This is a genomic window from Leuconostoc citreum, assembly GCF_004354555.1.
Lineage (GTDB): Bacteria > Bacillota > Bacilli > Lactobacillales > Lactobacillaceae > Leuconostoc > Leuconostoc citreum.
The window spans coordinates 475,573-494,069 of record NZ_PUFH01000005.1; the positions used below are offsets into that span (position 1 = coordinate 475,573).

General features: G+C 38.1%; 17 protein-coding genes. 4 read left to right on the top strand and 13 right to left on the bottom strand.

Features of this window, described 5'->3' with window-relative positions:
• Positions 1-104: 104 nt before the first annotated feature.
• Complete coding sequence (locus tag C5L21_RS06740; RefSeq protein ID WP_085698935.1) at positions 105-1,052, bottom strand: LacI family DNA-binding transcriptional regulator; 948 nt, start codon at positions 1,050-1,052, stop codon at positions 105-107.
• Positions 1,053-1,171: 119 nt separating this feature from the next.
• On the opposite strand from C5L21_RS06740, the gene C5L21_RS09580 reads away from it, so the two are divergent.
• A complete protein-coding gene (locus C5L21_RS09580) occupies positions 1,172-1,306 on the top strand; it encodes a hypothetical protein (RefSeq protein WP_004899940.1) in 135 nt (44 codons plus the stop codon).
• A 29-nt stretch (positions 1,307-1,335) separates the two neighbouring features.
• Here the strand turns inward: C5L21_RS09580 and C5L21_RS06745 are convergent, their stop codons facing one another.
• The 6 genes from C5L21_RS06745 to C5L21_RS06770 all read right to left on the bottom strand — a co-directional run bounded on the left by C5L21_RS06745 (position 1,336) and on the right by C5L21_RS06770 (position 8,310).
• Positions 1,336-1,794, bottom strand: coding sequence for a hypothetical protein (locus C5L21_RS06745; RefSeq protein WP_004904090.1), 459 nt, complete (start codon positions 1,792-1,794; stop codon positions 1,336-1,338).
• A 23-nt stretch (positions 1,795-1,817) separates the two neighbouring features.
• Positions 1,818-4,370 (bottom strand): GW dipeptide domain-containing protein, encoded by a 2,553-nt coding sequence (locus tag C5L21_RS06750; RefSeq protein ID WP_085698934.1) that lies wholly within the window; start codon positions 4,368-4,370, stop codon positions 1,818-1,820.
• A gap of 124 nt (positions 4,371-4,494) precedes the next feature.
• Entirely contained in the window at positions 4,495-5,094 is a 600-nt protein-coding gene (locus C5L21_RS06755; RefSeq protein ID WP_004899946.1) for a nitroreductase family protein, read from the bottom strand.
• 101 nt (positions 5,095-5,195) lie between these two features.
• Positions 5,196-5,720 (bottom strand): GNAT family N-acetyltransferase, encoded by a 525-nt coding sequence (locus tag C5L21_RS06760; RefSeq protein ID WP_004899947.1) that lies wholly within the window; start codon positions 5,718-5,720, stop codon positions 5,196-5,198.
• Positions 5,721-5,863: 143 nt separating this feature from the next.
• Positions 5,864-7,051 carry an aminotransferase class I/II-fold pyridoxal phosphate-dependent enzyme gene (locus C5L21_RS06765; RefSeq protein ID WP_004904099.1) on the bottom strand — a complete coding sequence of 396 codons (1,188 nt, stop codon included), beginning with the start codon at positions 7,049-7,051 and terminating at the stop codon, positions 5,864-5,866.
• 125 nt (positions 7,052-7,176) lie between these two features.
• Positions 7,177-8,310: a THUMP domain-containing class I SAM-dependent RNA methyltransferase gene (locus C5L21_RS06770; protein WP_004899951.1), complete on the bottom strand. Its 1,134-nt coding sequence runs from the start codon at positions 8,308-8,310 to the stop codon at positions 7,177-7,179.
• A gap of 67 nt (positions 8,311-8,377) precedes the next feature.
• On the opposite strand from C5L21_RS06770, the gene C5L21_RS06775 reads away from it, so the two are divergent.
• The gene (locus C5L21_RS06775; protein WP_012305111.1) at positions 8,378-8,665 is read left to right on the top strand and encodes a hypothetical protein; all 288 of its coding nucleotides are present in this window, start codon (positions 8,378-8,380) and stop codon (positions 8,663-8,665) included.
• Here the strand turns inward: C5L21_RS06775 and C5L21_RS06780 are convergent.
• From C5L21_RS06780 to C5L21_RS06800, 5 genes are all read right to left on the bottom strand, one after another.
• On the bottom strand, positions 8,657-9,295 hold the full coding sequence (locus C5L21_RS06780; protein WP_004899952.1) for a DnaD domain-containing protein: 639 nt from the start codon (positions 9,293-9,295) through the stop codon (positions 8,657-8,659). The two genes, C5L21_RS06775 and C5L21_RS06780, sit on opposite strands and share 9 nt — an antisense overlap.
• Before the next feature lie 126 nt (positions 9,296-9,421).
• A complete protein-coding gene (gene asnS / locus C5L21_RS06785) occupies positions 9,422-10,729 on the bottom strand; it encodes an asparagine--tRNA ligase (RefSeq protein WP_004899955.1) in 1,308 nt (435 codons plus the stop codon).
• A 58-nt stretch (positions 10,730-10,787) separates the two neighbouring features.
• Positions 10,788-11,969, bottom strand: a complete 1,182-nt coding sequence (locus tag C5L21_RS06790; protein ID WP_133286217.1) for a pyridoxal phosphate-dependent aminotransferase — start codon at positions 11,967-11,969, stop codon at positions 10,788-10,790.
• Positions 11,970-11,979: 10 nt separating this feature from the next.
• Positions 11,980-12,513 (bottom strand): cell wall elongation regulator TseB-like domain-containing protein, encoded by a 534-nt coding sequence (locus C5L21_RS06795; RefSeq protein WP_004904109.1) that lies wholly within the window; start codon positions 12,511-12,513, stop codon positions 11,980-11,982.
• 38 nt (positions 12,514-12,551) lie between these two features.
• Positions 12,552-14,957, bottom strand: coding sequence for an exonuclease domain-containing protein (locus C5L21_RS06800; protein WP_133286218.1), 2,406 nt, complete (start codon positions 14,955-14,957; stop codon positions 12,552-12,554).
• Positions 14,958-15,111: 154 nt separating this feature from the next.
• Here C5L21_RS06800 and mvk point away from each other — a divergent pair, with 154 nt between their 5' ends.
• Positions 15,112-16,044 carry a mevalonate kinase gene (gene mvk, locus C5L21_RS06805; RefSeq protein WP_004907247.1) on the top strand — a complete coding sequence of 311 codons (933 nt, stop codon included), beginning with the start codon at positions 15,112-15,114 and terminating at the stop codon, positions 16,042-16,044.
• 35 nt (positions 16,045-16,079) lie between these two features.
• Here the strand turns inward: mvk and C5L21_RS06810 are convergent, their stop codons facing one another.
• On the bottom strand, positions 16,080-17,054 hold the full coding sequence (locus C5L21_RS06810; RefSeq protein ID WP_241652888.1) for a class A sortase: 975 nt from the start codon (positions 17,052-17,054) through the stop codon (positions 16,080-16,082).
• 301 nt (positions 17,055-17,355) lie between these two features.
• Between C5L21_RS06810 and C5L21_RS06815 the strand changes: the two genes are divergently transcribed.
• Positions 17,356-18,459, top strand: coding sequence for a helix-turn-helix domain-containing protein (locus tag C5L21_RS06815; protein ID WP_133286219.1), 1,104 nt, complete (start codon positions 17,356-17,358; stop codon positions 18,457-18,459).
• The last annotated feature ends 38 nt before the right edge of the window (positions 18,460-18,497 follow it).

Sequence of the window (18,497 nt, forward strand, 5' to 3'; positions counted from 1 at the left end):
GATAAACTCCTTTATACTAAATTTTGTAAACGCTTACAAAATTTAGTATAAAGTCGTCTTGCAAAAAATGATATAGTGTTTTACATGTTAACGATAACATGTTTTTATACTTGACGCGTTGAATCTCTTTTTACTAACCGTGGCTGAATTAACTCCATTTTTAATTCACTATGATGCAACTGGTTCAGCAAATTAGACACTAAAGTATTAGCCAACTGCCGAAATGGTTGCTTAATCGTGGTTAACTTAGGTGATGTGATTTGATCAATAAAGACACCATCAAATCCGACAACACCATAGTTTTCAGGTATCTGGCTTTGTGCTTTCAATGCTCTGACAACTCCTAACGCAATGCGGTCCGTAGCGCAAACAATGCCTGTATTTTTTGGTAGGTGCGCTATAATATTCTGGATTAACTTTTCTGCATCGTGCGAATGATTAGACACGTCATAAGTTCTGGAGACAAGATGATGTTTAGCCATTGTTTCCAAATACCCTTGTTCTCGCTCCCATACAAAAGGGAGTGCCATTGTCATACCAATATAAATCACCTTTTTGTATCCTGCTTCAATGAGATGTGTTGTAGCTAAGCTTGTTCCCATACGATTATTCACATCAACGTAAGGTAAATCATACCATGTAGGCGCTTGCCCATAGAGCACCATTGGCACATTAATTGCTGATAGACGTTCAAGATCTGAATCACGCCAGCCACTAACAATCAGTCCATCAACGTGACTATTTGGTTCCAGTATGGTACTAATTTCTAGAGTATAGCCTTTTTGATTCAACACTTCAGCAATTTCTAATAATAATATGGCATAATTCGGTTCAACGGTAGCAATATCTTCTAATACAATAAATTGAATAACATAGTTTTGCTGATTAACTAATGCTTTAGCTATTCGATTTGGTTGATAGCCTACCGCCTTAATGGCTTGGTTAACCAAGTCACGTACTTCGTCAGACACCTGATTTGGGTGATTAATGACGCGACTAACTGTCATTTTGGAAACATGCGCTTGTCGCGCAACATCAGCTAAATTAACCATTTTATACTCCTACTGATTCGTTGTTATTAGTGTTATTTTATCATGTTCACATCAATTTAATGGCAGTAACTCAGCAAATAACGTATACTAGATAAAGTAAATAAACAGGAGGATTGACAATGGGCCGTTATCAAATTGATTTTAAACAAAAACAAGCTAACGCTAAATACAAATCAACACAACAAACACAACTGACAAAAGCTGAAAAACTAGCTGAGATGAAAGAAAAATTTTTGAAAACAAAAAGCAAGTAACCCGTTAATACGGATTACTTGCTTTTTAATTAAAATCCTTGTGACTTAAGATAACTAATAAAGTCTTGCTTGGCGGCATTTGACTTGATGATATAGCCATTAATATCGTTATTAGAAAATGCACCATCGTCAATCCCTGCTTGCCTCATAGCCTGTCTTGCAGCCGCAACTGTCATGATTTGGCCAGCTTGACTTGATTGTTGCGCAATTTGCTTTTCTTCCGACTCATGTCCGGCACCATTAGCAACAACACTACTGCTTGCACTAGGTTGTGCATCAGTTGTCGTTGCTTGTGACGTTTGTTCCGTCTGAGACGTTGCGATACTTTTATCTGACGGTTCACTCGACATGGTGGTTTTAGATTGCGATTGTGATGTCGCCTTCTCTGTGACAGTTGTCGGCGTTTTTTTGTTACTATGTCCCCACACGACTAATCCACCAACGATAACAATCAAAACAATCACACCACTAATTATTTTTTTTAACATTCTTTGCCCCCTACTATTAATTATTAATCAAACGCATTGAGTACATACCTTGCTATACGCGTAATCATACTACTTGCATAATTCGGATCAGTTGCATAACCTGCTTGTTGCAAATGTGTTGCGGCATCACGATAATTTGTTGAATTTGATCTTAATGCTTGACGATAATTGGTAGCCATTTTATCGACATAATCATTTAAACCATCCGCTTGTGTCGTATATTTTTTAAATGCTGCCATCACATAATAGCTATCACCTTTTTTAACATGTATGGTTTTATTGGTAAAATCGACAACCGACATCTCCTGATGAGCGACTTCGCGTGTCTTCACATTATATACAGCACCATGCCAATCTGATGTGGCTTTGACACCAAACAAATTATTCGCCTGCGTTGCAAGTTCACTTTGGCCCCAAGCACTTTCAGTAATTGCTTGTGACAACACAACTGATGGCCACAAATTATTATTCCTTGCAACCGTTACAGCATCTGGCAACAAGTTGCTGAGCCATTGTTTCTGTGTTACAGAAACCCCTGTTAATGATAACTGATTAATATTGATATCTTTTTGTCCAGTAGGTGTTTGACTAGCTGATAACGCCCGCAAATCAATCCAATACTTTTGACCGCTCCGCATTGTAATCTCGGCCCAACTACCATTCTTTGTATCGGCCGTTTGTGTGACAGTAACGGTCTGTTGATCATACTGTGGTGCCATACCAGCCGCATGCATGCTATTTAATGTCGCACGCCATGGTCCACCGATAAACAAACCATCATTACGGCCATTCTCATTAATGCGTGCCTGATAATTAACAGCCTTTTGATTACTCATAGCATCAAATGATTCTAGTGTCTTCAGTGCCCTGATATCAATCCAATACCTTTGGCCGCTTGTTAAGGTCATTTCAGCCCAACTACCATTCTTTGTGTCAGCTGTTTGTGTGACAGTGACACGTTGTTGATGGTATTGTGGTGCCATACCTGCTGCACGCATGCTGCTAACAGTTGCACGCCATGGTCCGCCGATGAACAAACCATCATTTCGACCGTTTTCATTGATTTGTGCTGAATAGTTAACTGTTTTTTGGTTACTCATGGCATCAAAAGCATTTATGGACTTTAGCGCTTTAATGTCAATCCAATATTTCTGACCACTTGTTAATAGAATTTCAGCCCAACTACCGTTCTTTGTATCAGCAGTCTGAGTCACTGTCACTGTCTGGTGATCATATTGCGGTGCCATACTTGCTGCACGCAAACTACTAATGGTTGCGCGCCATGGCCCGCCGACAAACAAGCCATCATTTCGACCATTTTCATTAATTTCCGCTGCGTAATTGACTACTTTCTGATTGCTCATGGCGTCCACAGCTTGTAGCGCTCTGCTATCAATCCAGTACTTTTGACCAGTTGATAACATAATTTCAGACCAGCTACCATTCTTTGTGTCAGCAGTCTGAGTCACTGTCACATGCTGCTGATCGTATTGTGGCGCCATACCTGCTGCACGCATACTGTTGATAGTTGCACGCCATGGCCCGTCAATAAACAAGCCATCGTTACGACCGTTCTCGTTAACTTGTGCTGTGTAGTTCACTATTTTTTGATTACGTATCGTGTCGACAGCTTGTAATGCTTTTATGTCAACCCAGTACTTTTGACCATTGGTTAATACGATTTCAGCCCAGCTGCCATTCGTTGTATCAGCAGTTTGTGTGACTGTTACGCGCTGTTGGTCATACTGTGGCGCCATACCTGCTGCACGCATACTGCTGTTTGTAGCACGCCATGGCCCACCAATAAACAAGCCGTCATTACGACCATTTTCATTAATTTGTGCTGAATAGTTCACTGTTTTTTGATTGCTCATCGTATCAAATGAACTTTTGTTGTAATAATAAGCAACCAAATCACGGAATTGACTCATATCATATTTTTGATAAAAATACTTTTGCCCACGACCATTCCAGTAAGCCACAGGGTCAACGTGATCTGTCCCGCCCCATTTATACGAAATATTTTCATGACTAGCCAAATTACCATCTAAGTCTTTATTGGCAATTGACACTAACTTTGGCGCTCCCATACCATACCTAATCATTTGGTTAGCTGTCCAATTTGCCAGTGAGGCAATCTGTTGCGCAAATTCGCCTTTACTGTTCACTCGAATTTGCTCAATTTGGTCAGCATAGCGATTACCAAAAGGGCCAGCACCCCAGGCAATTTTAGAAGTATCCGCAATTGTTTTTAATTGACTGCCATCAACAAAACTATGCACAAATGCACTGTCCTGATGGTTGACCATATAAGTAATTTCATTATCTATGGTACTAAATTCGACCCCGACATCATGAATAATCACCATCTGTGGCTTGCCAAATTTAAAGTTCATATTAATCCCACCATTATTAGCAGGATTTTGCATCGTAATACGATAATTCACTTGTTCTCTTGCAGGTGTAATATTATTTTTTAAAATATAGTCATTCACTGCACTTGAGGCAGAGACGCGCTCTATGCCAATAAAAAATGTCGTCGATAAAACTAACACAATCCATTTAGTCTTCTTCACAATGCCATTCTCCAATATTTATATTCATTACGATTATACTAAATATGTATTACACTTAAATGTCTAGGTTGTCACAATTTAAAAAGCCACCCATGATTATCATGGGTGACAAGACAATGCTTAATTAGTTAAAATACTTAAAACGCTCATCATCAGCAATAGTATCTTTATTTGATGGTACTGCCAAAATTTCCCCAAAAGGCATTTGCGCACGTAAACGCCACGCGTCAGGGATATTAAATGCTGCAGCAACTTGATCATCAATTAATGGATTGTAATGTTGTAACGAAGCACCCATACCATTCTCCGTCAATGCTAGCCATGTAGCATACTCTGCAATGGCGTGACCCTGCTCTGACCAATCATAAAAATTTTCAGCATACAATGGCACATTCTGTTCAAAAGACTTAACCACGCTCATATCTGTGTAAAAAAGCACAGTACCATAGGCAGATAAAAAGCTATTCTTAATTTTTTCTATTGACTTAGTATAAGCCGCTTGATCAGATACTTGCGTTTTTAAACTGTCGATTACAATTTGCCATAGTTTGTCATGTGAATTTCCAGTCAGTACCACTACTCTGACGGATTGATTGTTAAAAGCTGTTGGAGAGGCCTTAACCGCTGTGGTTACAATATCAGATATTGTTTCTGGTGTCTGCGCAATATTTTTTCCGAGTGAGTAAATAGAGCGCCGTTGCTGTTGTAGTTGTTTAAATAACATATCATTGAATACACGTGCTTTTTTTAAGAGCGTGTATTTCCTCCTTTTGCAAATAGATACCTTATTATCATATCAGCTTACTAATAATAAGTAAATAAACACTAAATCACAATTTGATATGCCCATCTCAACTCACGCGATTGTCCATCATTAATGTAAACATGCCCCTTTAAATGAAAGCCATTACCAGTGATAACAGCCTGCATAGGGACATTATTTGGATGGGTATCTATTCTGAAATCACGACAATTTAATGCTATGAAATAAGTAAAAATACATGACATCAAACGTTGGGCTAGTTTTTGACCATGATAACGATTAGAAATAACAAAACGATGAATCGCAGCATAGTTAGTGGTTGAATTTAACCATTCGCCATTTTCAATCGCATCATAAATTGGGTCTTGCCCTTCGATCACCGCTGCATAACCAACAACTGAATTATCTAATAGCAAAACATAACCTTGTTGACGCGCTATATCATCACTAATCGTGTCTTTGTTGGGATATGTCCCTTGCCATTGATTTAAACCTTGAGCTTTTAAAAAAGCGCGACCTTGATTGATGATTTGCTCAATCACTGTGCAATCAGACTGCTGCGCTTCTCGCATGTATACTGCTGGCATTATTATTAAAATACTCGATTAATTTTTGATAGCATATCAAGTTAACCAAATATATCTCCTTTTTTCATGATTCATAGATAAAAACTAACAACTAAAGTAAGTTGAGTAGTCACATTTTACCATGTGCCTGATAAAAATACAGACTATTTCCTAATAATTCCTGCGTAACAAGTCAATCGCGCTACAGCCTCTTCTAACTTAGACATCGCAGCAGCATAACTGACTCTAATATATCCCGCACCACCGGGGCCAAATCCCGCACCCGCAACAACTGCTAATTGTACTTTGTCTACCAAATCGTTAGCAAACGCCACGTCATCTTGTATAAAATCATCTGGTACTTTAGCAAAAACATAAAAAGCGCCATTGGGTACTATGCATTCGAACTCTAATTGCTTTAGTGCCTTGACTAAATAGTCACGTCGATGCTGATAATCTTGTTTCATTTTAGCAGTTGATACTAGGCTTTCTTGGCTACTAAAAGCCACTTTGGCTGCAGCCATCGCGGGATTAGAAGGTGTCATAATAATAAAACTGTGGACCTTATTGAATTCATTTATTAATAGTGTTGGCCCTGCCAATACGCCAATGCGATAACCTGTCATGGCATACGCTTTAGAAACCCCATTAATGACAACAGTTTGTTCAGGTAGATAGCGAGCAATAGATTCATGCTGTCCATTATATGTTAATTCAGAATATATTTCATCTGAAATAATCAAAATATTAGTATCTTTTAATACACTAACTAGTGCCTTAATTTGTGTTTCAGAGTAAGTGATTCCTGTGGGATTGGATGGATTATTGATAATAATTGCTTTAATATGGTGATGCGTTGCTATTGTCTGCTTTAGCTTTTCTGGCGTTAACACAAAGTCGTCATCAGAAACATCTATGAGCACTGGTTGACCACCATTGATGCGCGTCATTTGTGCATAAACCGGGTAAGCCGGCGTAGGTATCAGTATCTCATCATTTTCATCTAAAATACTGGCTAAGACAACATACAGTGCTTCAGTCGCACCAATCGTAATTAATATATCTGTCGTTGCTCGATAGTTCAAATCATAGTGTCTTTTTAAAAATTGACTAGCTGCCTGTCTCAATGCCAAGGTACCAGCGGATACTGAATAATGTGAATCATCTGAACTAATCGCTGCAACGGCGGCTTGTTTTATGTGTTCCGGAACATTAAAATCCGGTTCGCCAATTGTTAATTTTAGAATGTTTGGGACATGATCGACCGCTTCACTAAATGTATGAATAGGACTAGGTGTGACTGTCTTTAATTGGGCAGAAAAAATATCCATCATCTTGGCTTCTTTTGACATAATGACACTCTCTTTCTAAAAATCATTAATCTGCTCACCATTCTAACAACAAATAATCGTACATAATGCTCAGTAATAGACAAAATAAAAAACAAACTTTATGCATGATGCATAAAACTTGTTTTTTATTTTGCACGCTTACCCCAATATTGGAAATAATCAACTCGCATAGCGCCATTATATAATTTACGACGTTTAGTTGCTTTTTCCCCGAATGAAGTTTCAAAATCCAAATCACTTGTAAGAATGTATTTACTCCAGCTCGGTAATTGACGATAGACGTCACCCATTTCTGTATAAAGTTCACGAGCGGCCTCTAACTCACCTAATCTTTCACCATAAGGTGGATTTGACACGAGAACACCATTCACTTTGTCCGTAGTCCAGTCCTTAGCAGCTAATTGTTTAAAGGTGATATCTTTTCCTAGACCAGCATGTTTAGCATTTTCGATGGCAATATTAACCATATTTTCATCGATATCAAAAGCTTCAATATCCAACTGTCGATCGTAATCTGCCTGTGCTTCAGCCTCATCGCGTACAATGTCAGATAATGACTTATCAAACCAATCCATTTGTTCAATGTCAAAATCACGAATCAAGCCAGGGGCAATATTGCGACCGATTAGTGCTGCTTCAATTGCAATCGTGCCTGATCCAGTTGTCGGATCAACAAAAGGCCGATCAGGATGCCAATTAGTAAGTAAGACGAGTGCAGCCGCAAAGTTTTCCTTTAATGGTGCACCGCCCTTGTTCACACGATAACCACGTTTGAACAAAGATGGTCCAGTGGTATCTAATGTCACCATAACATGATCTTTATCAATCATGACCTCTAATTGCGCAAAATAACCATTTTCTGGTAACCGCGTACGAATATGATAGGCCTCTTGTAATCGGTTGACAATCGCTTTTTTAGTAATGGCTTGCACATCAGGGACACTAAATAATTCTGATTTTTTTGAACGACCAGCGACCGGAAATTCAGAATCATAATTCAAAAAATCTTCCCAAGGTAATGCTTTAACACCTTCAAACAAGTCGTCAAAGGTTCTGGCATCAAACTCTCCGACAATGATTTTAATTCTATCCGCCGTGCGTAACCAGACATTTGCCGTCAAAATATCACGTGCAGTGCCCGTAAAACGCACACGATAATTTTCAACTTGGTTATCATAACCTAATCGATCTAATTCTTTTCCAACTAAAGACTCAAGCCCCGCTGCAGCAGTAGCCATAATTTGATATTTTTTTTCCATTATTTTTCCTTTATACTACTATGTAGTGATGTGATTAATAAAAATATGCTAGTCAGGCAGGAGATGCATGATGAAACTTAGTGATTTTCAAGACTTAACACAATTTATGTCTAATAAAAGTCTTATTTTTTGGCAAAATAACGATCAAATATTAGCGATAGGCGAGCTACAATATTTACCAGATTCCCCAAATATTTGCTTAGAAACTAGCAAAAAGGCCATGACATTGTCTCAATTAACCGCTAGGTTACAAGACATGGGACGTGAAACACAACTTTATTCGCCTAACTTAAAACCAATTTATGGCTTTCATTTGGACTTAGAAAAAGCTGTACCCAAAATTATTTTAAAATAAATTATCATATGTATAAGTGACCCCTCGCCTTTTTTGTTTAGCAATCTGTGCTTGCGCTGGCGTTTTAATTTGGTCTCGTTGCCAGTTAATCAGAATTGTTTCAATATATCTTAAACTCCGAGCATTATTCGCCACAGCCTCCTGTATCGCAAGCAACATCAAATCAGGCTCAAAATGATCTTGATCAAACCATTGCCCAATTGTTTGCATTTCCATAGGTGTTAATGGTCGACCGAATTCTGATTCAATTGTTTGAAAGATTTCACGTCGTGTCGACTTACCATCTGACATAACTGGTGTGGTACTAATCTTTTGACCTTGTACTAATTTTTCAATCATAGGCAGAAAATCATACGTTTCAACTTGCTTGGTCGCTGTTGAAATAACCATTAGGTCTCGCGCTATCAGGCTTTTCAACCGCGCAATCACAACGGTCTCTGTAATATGTAGCACTTGTGCTAAAATTTTAGGCGTTGCTTGATTGCCTTGCGCTTGAATACGCATCACCTGAAGATATAACGCGAGGTCATCATTATCCATCCCTATATCTTGATAATGTAGCAGCAAATCATTATTAATATTCGTTTGTCCTGCCTGAATATATTGTTGTAATCTTTTTTCTAACGCCATATCCTACCATCATATTCTATCTAAAACACTTGATAAAAACGTCCAAGTCTAACTTGGACGTTTTTTACTATAGTCAATTTTAACATTTTTTACCCAGTGGTAAAGGATAAAAATTGATACTGCCACTTAAGGTCTCAGACGGTTTGTCATACGTGGGAATGGAATCGCTTCTCTAATGTGTTCTTCCCCTGTTACGAAAGTCACCATACGCTCTAGTCCTAATCCAAAACCAGAATGTGGTACAGAACCATATTTACGTAAATCAAGATACCATTCGTATTCATCCTGATTCAACCCTTCGGCCGCAATACGTTCCTTGAGGTAGTCATAATCCGTATCACGCTCAGAACCACCAATAATTTCACCATAACCTTCAGGTGCCAACAAATCAGCAGATATAACCACATCATCACGCGTTGCATGGCGCTTCATATAAAAAGCTTTGATGGCCTTCGGGAAGTTCACAATAAATACTGGTTTAGCAAAGTGATTAGCTAAGAAAGTTTCTTCAGGTGACCCAAAATCAACACCCCACGCAACATCAAAACCATTATCTTGGAGTAACTTAATAGCATCATCATAACTCACGCGTGGATAAGGCAACTCAGTATATGACCGTAACAAATCCTTATCTCGTTCTAATATATCAAGCTCCTGCTCGTTACGTTCTAATACCTTGGCAATCAAGAAGGCAATATAAGCCTCTTGTATCTCCAAACTTTCTTCTTGATGCATAAATGCCATTTCGGGTTCAACCATCCAAAATTCAGTAAGATGGCGTCGTGTTTTTGATTTTTCAGCTCTAAAAGTAGGGCCGAAAGTAAAGACCTTTCCAAAGGCCATAGCCCCTGCTTCAGCGTACAATTGTCCTGTTTGTGACAAAAAGGCTGGTTCCCCAAAATAGTCTGTTTCAAAAAGCTCTGTCGTACCTTCTGGGGCAGAGCCAGTAAGCAATGGTGAATCAAGTTTAGTAAAGCCACGTTCATTGAAAAATTCGTAGGTCGCAGCAATCAATGTATTACGAATTTTCAAGGTCGCAAATGGTTTTAAATGTCTCAGATAAAGGTGACGTTCATCGAACAAAAACTCTGTCCCATGCTCTTTTGGTGTGATTGGGTAATCATGACTCTCGCCGATAATTTCCACATCAGAAATAGCAATTTCATAACCAAAAGATGACCGTTCATCTTCGTGAATTTCGCCGACAACATAAAGGCTTGTTTCTTGTTTCAAACTCTTGACAACGTCAAATACTGATTCGGGAACATCTGCTTTGGCTACGACGCCTTGAAAGAAAGCTGTACCGTCGCGCAATTGTAGGAAAGCTATTTTCCCAGAACCACGCTTTTGACGGAGCCATGCGCCGATTTTTACGGTTTGTCCGACATATTTCTTAGCATCAATGATTTGAATGGTAGGTATTTCTTGTGACATTTTGTTTCTGTATATCGCCCGCTAAATGCGAAATCAATATACTACTCCTATTTTAAAATTATTTATATTGTTGAAAAAAATTTGTCAATCTTTGAACCGCTTCGTTTAAGACTGCCTGATCTTTTGCGTAACCCATACGTAAATAACCCGGCATACTGAAGCCTTCGCCTGCAGGCAGTGCAACATGAGCCTCTTGTAACAATTTCATTGAAAGATCATTTGTATTATTCACACCAGCAGCCAACATTATGCTGTTATCGACTTTCGGAAAGAGATAAAAAGCGCCTTGCGGTTTAACAGCAACTTGAAGCCCTGGCACACTATTGAGTGCATCGAATGTTTTGTTCAAGCGCTGTTCAAATGCTAAACGCATCGTTTCCACAGTTGATTGGTCACCAAGTAAAGCTTCAATCGCTGCATACTGTGCCACAGCTGTTGGATTGGATGTCATGTGATCCAACAACTTATTCATTCCCTTAATGATTTCCGATGATGCTAAGGTCCAACCAATCCGCCAACCAGTCATAGCATAAGCCTTTGACACACCATCGACAATAATCATACGGCTATTTTCAAGGGACTGAATTTGCAGACCAGATATGAAAGTTGTGCCATTATATACTAATTGTCCATAAATTTCATCCAAAATGACATAAGTCTCATGCGCTTCTGCCCATTCTAAAATCGCCATTATTTCGGCTTTAGAATACACTTGTCCTGTCGGATTATTAGGGGAATTAACAATGATTAACTTAATTTGCTCAGGAAAAGCGTCTAAGTCTTCGCGAGTTAATTTCAATTCTGGATTGTTTGGAATAATCGCATGAAGCTTCCCTGAAGCCAGCTTGATTTGTTCTACGTAACTCACCCATAGCGGCGCCGCTGAAACAACATTGTCTCCTGGATTTAGTAACACTTGCATCAAAGCAAATAGCGATAATTTTGCACCAGTGGTTACTGTGACGTTATCTATCAAAATATCAGCAGCATATCGCGTTTTTACCTGACTAACAATGGCAGACTTTAAAGCGTTCAAACCACTGGTTGGTGTATAAAAACTCGTTTGATGATTCTCAATGGCTTTAATAGCCGCTTGCGTGATATTATCAGGTGTTTGAAAATCAGATTCCCCCACACCTAAATTAATGACATCAATACCTTGAGCTTGCATATCCTTTGCCATACGGCTCATTGCCAAAGTTGCTGCAGGTTGTACTGCTTGTATACGCTTTGAAATCATTTTATCTCCCTTACAAACCATTAATTGTACGATAAGATTGACCGGTCTTAAAATCTAGTGTCACAAAATTCAAACTATTATTTTGTGAACGATAGCTCACTTCCCAAACCAATGCACCTTTGTAATCGCTAATATTAGCTGAATACACTTTTTTAGGCTGATACGTTTTTAAAATTAAACGACGTAATTGGTCATTGGATAAGCCAGCCGCCCTATCATAAGTTTTAACTTGTGACGACTGACCATGGACAATGGCTACTTTTTCATGACCAGAAGTTGTTGTCCCTATAACTGCGTAAGTTGTTCCTTTACGATAATCAACGCTGACCTGCTGCACGGTAGCAATATCAGAATGTGCTTTTACCAACTTCTGTAAACGGTCTTCATCCTGCCTTATAGGTGACAAAGCGATATAAAAATAGCCCAAAACTAATGCAGCGATGACGATACCGATACCAGCGATAATAAACCAAACACGCGCCCAGTGCACATGTCGCCGGCGTTGACGTTGGCGAATTCGAATATCGTCTCTAAATTGCATCATCTTATCTTTTCCTCCAACGCATAACTAGATTAATTATATCAAAAATCATTCAAAATATGGTCATGCTGTGTTATCAAATTTTGTTTATGATTCAAATTAGATATAATTTTCAGTTGTGATTTGAATCGATGACGCTGCATGGCGTTCAATTGTGTAACCAATAACGCGGCAGGATGACGCTGCATTTCCGTCAAGACCAATGCCAAACGGGAAACCGGCTGCCAAACAGAGCGTTCTGGTACCACGACAATACGTGGCAACTCTTGATCACGGAGCCACATTGTGGTTAAAACTTTTGGCGTCAAAATAACGATATTAGGTTGTTCACTGTGACTTTGTCTCTGGATTTTTTCTAATGATCCTGTAATGCCTTCAGCTACCAGATTATACTCTGTTGTAATCACATGTCTTAACTTTTGATACCAATGATTCACACGTTCTATATCAGGTACAATGACCACAATTTCACCAATGTTTTTTTGTGTCATCGCCTGTAAATGAAGTATCGGTGATGTTTTACCAAGTTGAACTAAACTGATGGCTTGCGTATCATTATGAATAAAGTCACGCTCTACCGTCATATTTTCAGGTGTATCACGTAAAAATTCGCTAATTTTAGTATCCAAATACTCACTGATGACCAATAGTTTATGAATGTGGTTGATAAACATATTGTGATAGGCATACGTAATTGGTACACGATAGTGATAAATAATGGCTTTTTGATCGTTTACTAACGTTTCATCGATTTGATTTTCAATTACTGTTTGCTGTTGTAATCTTCTTACCTTAGCTAACTGTTGCTTCACACTTTGCCATTCACGCGGTAATGAACTGTGTCCACTAATTTGCAAGACTTCCGATAAGCGCGAGATAATAATCAATAGGCGTTCTATTCGTTTTAAATTTGTCACTGTGTGTTGCGATTGATAAATCTGACGAATAAGCTTTAAAGCCTCACCAACACTTTGTTTGATAAACAATCGTTGCTTGTGTGTTAAACCAACAATTTCCTGATTAACAATACTTTTTAAGCTATTTTGCAAGGCTTTAAGATCAATGCTAACATGATAAAACGCTTCTAAATCACTAACAAATTGGTTCGGCGTCTCCATCGTGACCACGGGCCATTTTTTTAGATGACGTGCTGTTAATAATGTATTGGCTTGGTTAAAGTATGTCTCAAAATTCATGATTAACACGTCCGAGGCATCAACAGTCGCTTGCGCACGCTTAAAAAACAGACCTGACGCGTCACTGCGTATTTCATCAATCAAGGGTATGTTACTGGCTCCAACTTGAATTTCATGTAATAAGCCAGTATTGGTTTGCGTCAGCCAAACTAATACTCGTGCTTTAAAAAATTGTACTTGTGCCGTATCTTCAGTACGTTGGCATAATTGATTAAAGATAGCAACATCAATGTAGTCTGAGGCATCATATAGCGTAGCAACTTGGACACGAATATCAAGTAGCTTAGCAATTTTTTGTACTAACTCGCGTTGCTGTATTTGTAAACTTTCATCATTAGTCAACAGCATTAAAGGCTTTGATGCAGCATTTAACAATAAGGGGACTAAATAACCCAATGTTTTACCGATTTTAGGCGCCGTTAACATGGTTAAAATGCCGTCCGCTCGTTTCGATATAAAAACATTTACCCGATTCATTAGCTCATTTTGAGCTTCCTTTGGTGTGAGCCAATGCCCAAACTGCGCAGCTTTGTCTTGGGCAGTCGTTGGGTATACCGGCAATTTTTGTGGGCCACTCTCAATAACTGGCGTTGGCTTTTTAACTGCCAATTGTGAAACCACTTCGATATCTGATCTTTTTGACTTTGCTTTAATAAGTTGCAAAAATGCCTGTGTTTGACGCAGTAATGGCCAATTACCATTTTGTAGCTGCTGTAATACTAATGTCGGTAGTTGCTCTGCACGTTGCCACAGACTTAGAAATAGTAACGCAGTAGCATGCGCATCTGCATTGGCACGGTGAGCATTATTTAAAGTAATATTGAGATAGGTTGTCAAATCCAGTAAACGATATCCCGGTGCAGTTGGCAATAAAATCTGTGCTAATTGCACCGTATCAATTGCAGCATTTGTTAACTCAGGAAAACCGGTACGTGCAAACTCATCATTGAGATAAGGATAATCAAAATTCACGTTATGGGCAATAATTACCGTATCTGTCAATAGATTTTGAATCACAGGCGCGATTTCTTCAAAATAAGGCGCATTTTTGACTTCTTTTTGAGAAATATGCGTTAACTGTTGGATATTACGATCAATTGGTTGTGCTGGGTTAACAAATGATTCAAAATGATCAATGATTCGACGGTTTTTAATAAAGGTCATCCCAATTTGGATGATTCTACCACCCTTCGCGACGCTTTGCCCTGTTGTTTCTAAATCAACAACCACAAATGTTTTGTTGGCGTTCATAAAAACACCTTTCTTTTATGTTATTTTCGAATAGCGCTGTTAACTTTCACCTAAACAAATCACCTAGATTAAACTTAACAACGCTATTCTTCTATCATTTTACACTATTTACTATCTTGCGGTACAATAGTATAGGACAAATTGGAGAAAAAACATGATCAGTCAAATGATTGGTGTTGGTAAAGCCCATGCCAAAATAATTTTAGTTGGTGAGCATGCTGTTGTATATAACCAGCCCGCAATCGCCATCCCGTTAACAAATCTTACCGTCACAACAACCATTCAACCCGCTTTTGTTGGGCAAACAATTGAAAGCAATACGTTTCATGGTGGCCTTGATGAACTCGGCGCTAACGTCGAAGGCTTACGGCAATTAATTTTACGCTTAATTACACACTTTCAACTACAAAAAGCACCATTCACGATTGAAATCGATACAAATATCCCACAAGAACGAGGCTTTGGTGCTTCGGCTGCTTTTGCAACGTCTATTACAAAGGCTTTTTTTGACTTTGCTAATACACCCTTATCTCCCGAGCAATTAAAATATTTTACGGACCTTGAAGAAAGCATTTCTCATGGTTCAGCTTCCGGACTTGATGCAGCCACTGTTAATTCAACAGATCCCATCTGGTTTGTTAAAAATGATTTACCAACCCCCTTCAAAATGTCATTAACAGGCACCCTCGTGGTTGCCGATACTGGTATTCATGGTCAAACCATGCATGCTGTCAATATTGTAAAAGGTAATCTAGACAGCGATTATGACTTAACCTGGCAAAAAATTGCCCATCTCGGCAAGATCGCTGAAAAAGTGCGTATCGACTTAGCTCAGAATCAGCCAGAGCATGCTGGTTTACTATTTACGGCTGCCCATCATGAGTTACAGTCATTAGGTATATCCCATCCAAAGCTAGATAATTTAGTTAATGCAGCAATTCATGCTGGTGCATTAGGCGCAAAACTGACGGGTGCAGGCATTGGTGGCGCAATGTTTGCTCTGGCTAAAAATAATGATGAAGCAATCACAATTGCCAATGCACTTACTAAATCTGGGGCGCAAAATACATGGATTCAACCCCTTTAAACCATAAAAAAGCACGACCAAAAGGTCGTGCTTTTTTATGGTTTGGTGCCCCCTGCATCACCATTAGCACCCTCTTCGATACCTGGATTATACCAGCTAGCATGCGCATTAGTTACTCTAATCTTTAAATTAAATTGATTAACATCATGCCGTGATGCATGATTCCAAGTGTCTACCTGAACTAATTTTGCATGTGTCACAATACGATACTGAACTGATGGAAAAAGGCAACTGACAATAGTTAGTTTTGGTGTCTGACTATCGTTTAATATAGCTGTATCGTCTTCGCTAACCGTCGTTTGCCCAACAATACTATAACGATATATACCTTTATTGTTAGCTAGCAAAATGTATTTACCATTTAACCAAGATGATTTGTTCAATTGTCCCTTTACATAATAAGGTGCGTTGTGATTTGTTGATTCCTGTAAACTACTAAACCCAGTACGACCATCATTGAAATTATGTGCTGCCAGGCCATAATTTCCTTGCCCCATTATTGGAATCTTATCACCCTCAGGATCATTTTGCGAACAATTAGCATAATTAGCCCCAGCATTTAATCCAACGGTTGAATAAGCATCATTATAAATCGGTAATAAAATCCCCTGACTCGGTATTGACACAAATCCTTGTTTTTTTAATCGCTGCTCAGTTTGCGCTTCGCGCATAACCATTTTTTGTATTGTAACCACAGAGGTATTATCTGCTCTTATTTTTTTGTTAAAACGGACTTGTTCACGTACCATACTAATGTGACGCGTTTTATCACTAATATTGAAAAGATTTTCTTGATAGACCCAAATGCCTAAACTAAATAAGCTAAGCAGCACGACAATAGTTAAGCTCGTCTTATAAAGCCACCTATATTTTTTCTGATAGTGTTTGGCCCATAGCATGAGCAAAACTAACAAAAACCAACACCCTATGATAATGAGAGGCTGCATATGATTTTGGAAAAACACACCGATATTAAATTCACTAGTAAATGATAGACTTTTTAAATTCATACTTGCTAATTGATACTTTTTAACGATAAGTTGATGTTGCGACACTAATTTTTAGCTCTAACCATCTTGATATCGGGCCATTTATATCACAATGATTGTTTTTTCTAATTAAACTTATTATCATCTACTAAAATATATTAATCATGTTAAATAAAGTTCTTTAATATCAAAAAAAGAACCTTCTATCGCAAAACAGAAAATATGCAATAATGAATGCTCTATAATGTAAGGGTATGTTGGCACTATTTATAATTTAATAGATAAATAATGGTGCAGACTAATTACTGGGGGTTTTTAATAGATGACAGAGTTAGAAAAATTAGCGGACATCCTTCATGCAAAAGCATTTCAATTAACCATTGACACACAAAAAATTATCGCTTTAACACCTATATCGGATTCAAAAAAACACACCTTACAACAATTAATCAAAAAAAGCGACATAGAAAATGATAGTACCTACCAATCGTTTAGCTATCACTTAGGTCACTTTTTATTAGTTAGAACAGATATTAATATAGCTGTTCTTTTTTGGTTTGACTATAGTGATTCTTTTACGCGATTTAATGAGCTGTTGCTTGTGAGTACATTAACAAATTTAAAATCTATTGCACAGATCATTTATACGTTGAAAACGTCACGAAGCGCACCAGATGAAACGCTACATCTCCAACATATAAGCAAAGTAGACCAGAATGGTATGATCATAAAGTTTGGTTCAGCGGCTTATTACAAAGTAGAAAAAGATATCATCCAAGCCATTATCTATTCTCATCAAAATGACCTCATTAATGCACTGGAAAGAATATCCCAAATTAATTTGTTTAACGTCCAAAATGATAGTTACACAACTTCTCGTTTAGAAAAAAACTATTTAATTTCGTATATTGCTATTTTGAACCGTGCGGTTATTCAATGGGGTTATCCCGTTTCTTTAGCTTTTAAAGTGCATCACGAATTAATGAAAGAGCTTGAATCTATCAAGAAAATTCCAACTTTTTCGCAAGTACTTCAAGGTATTACTTGGTATTATTTTCAAACAATCAAGGAATACCGTACAACAAACTTTCTACCGCTGCACTTACGTATAAAATCATACATTAATGAGCACATTGGCGAAAATATTACTTTAAACGATATTGCAAGTGCGTTACATGCATCAAAAAAAACACTCAACCCTGCATTTAAAAAAGAATATAAACTGACAATTACCCAGTTTATCAGACAACGAAAAGTGGCGGTAGCAAAGGAGTTACTCATCGCCTGTGAATCAAGTACCATCGAAATTTCTGAGTTGTTACCATTTTCGTCACAAAGTTATTTTATTAAAACATTTAAAGACTTAACTGGTACCACGCCTCAATATTTTCGTGAACATTTTTTTGATCAGCACCTGCACCTCTAAAATTTCTCAATGATGCAGGTGCTGATCAAAAAACAGCC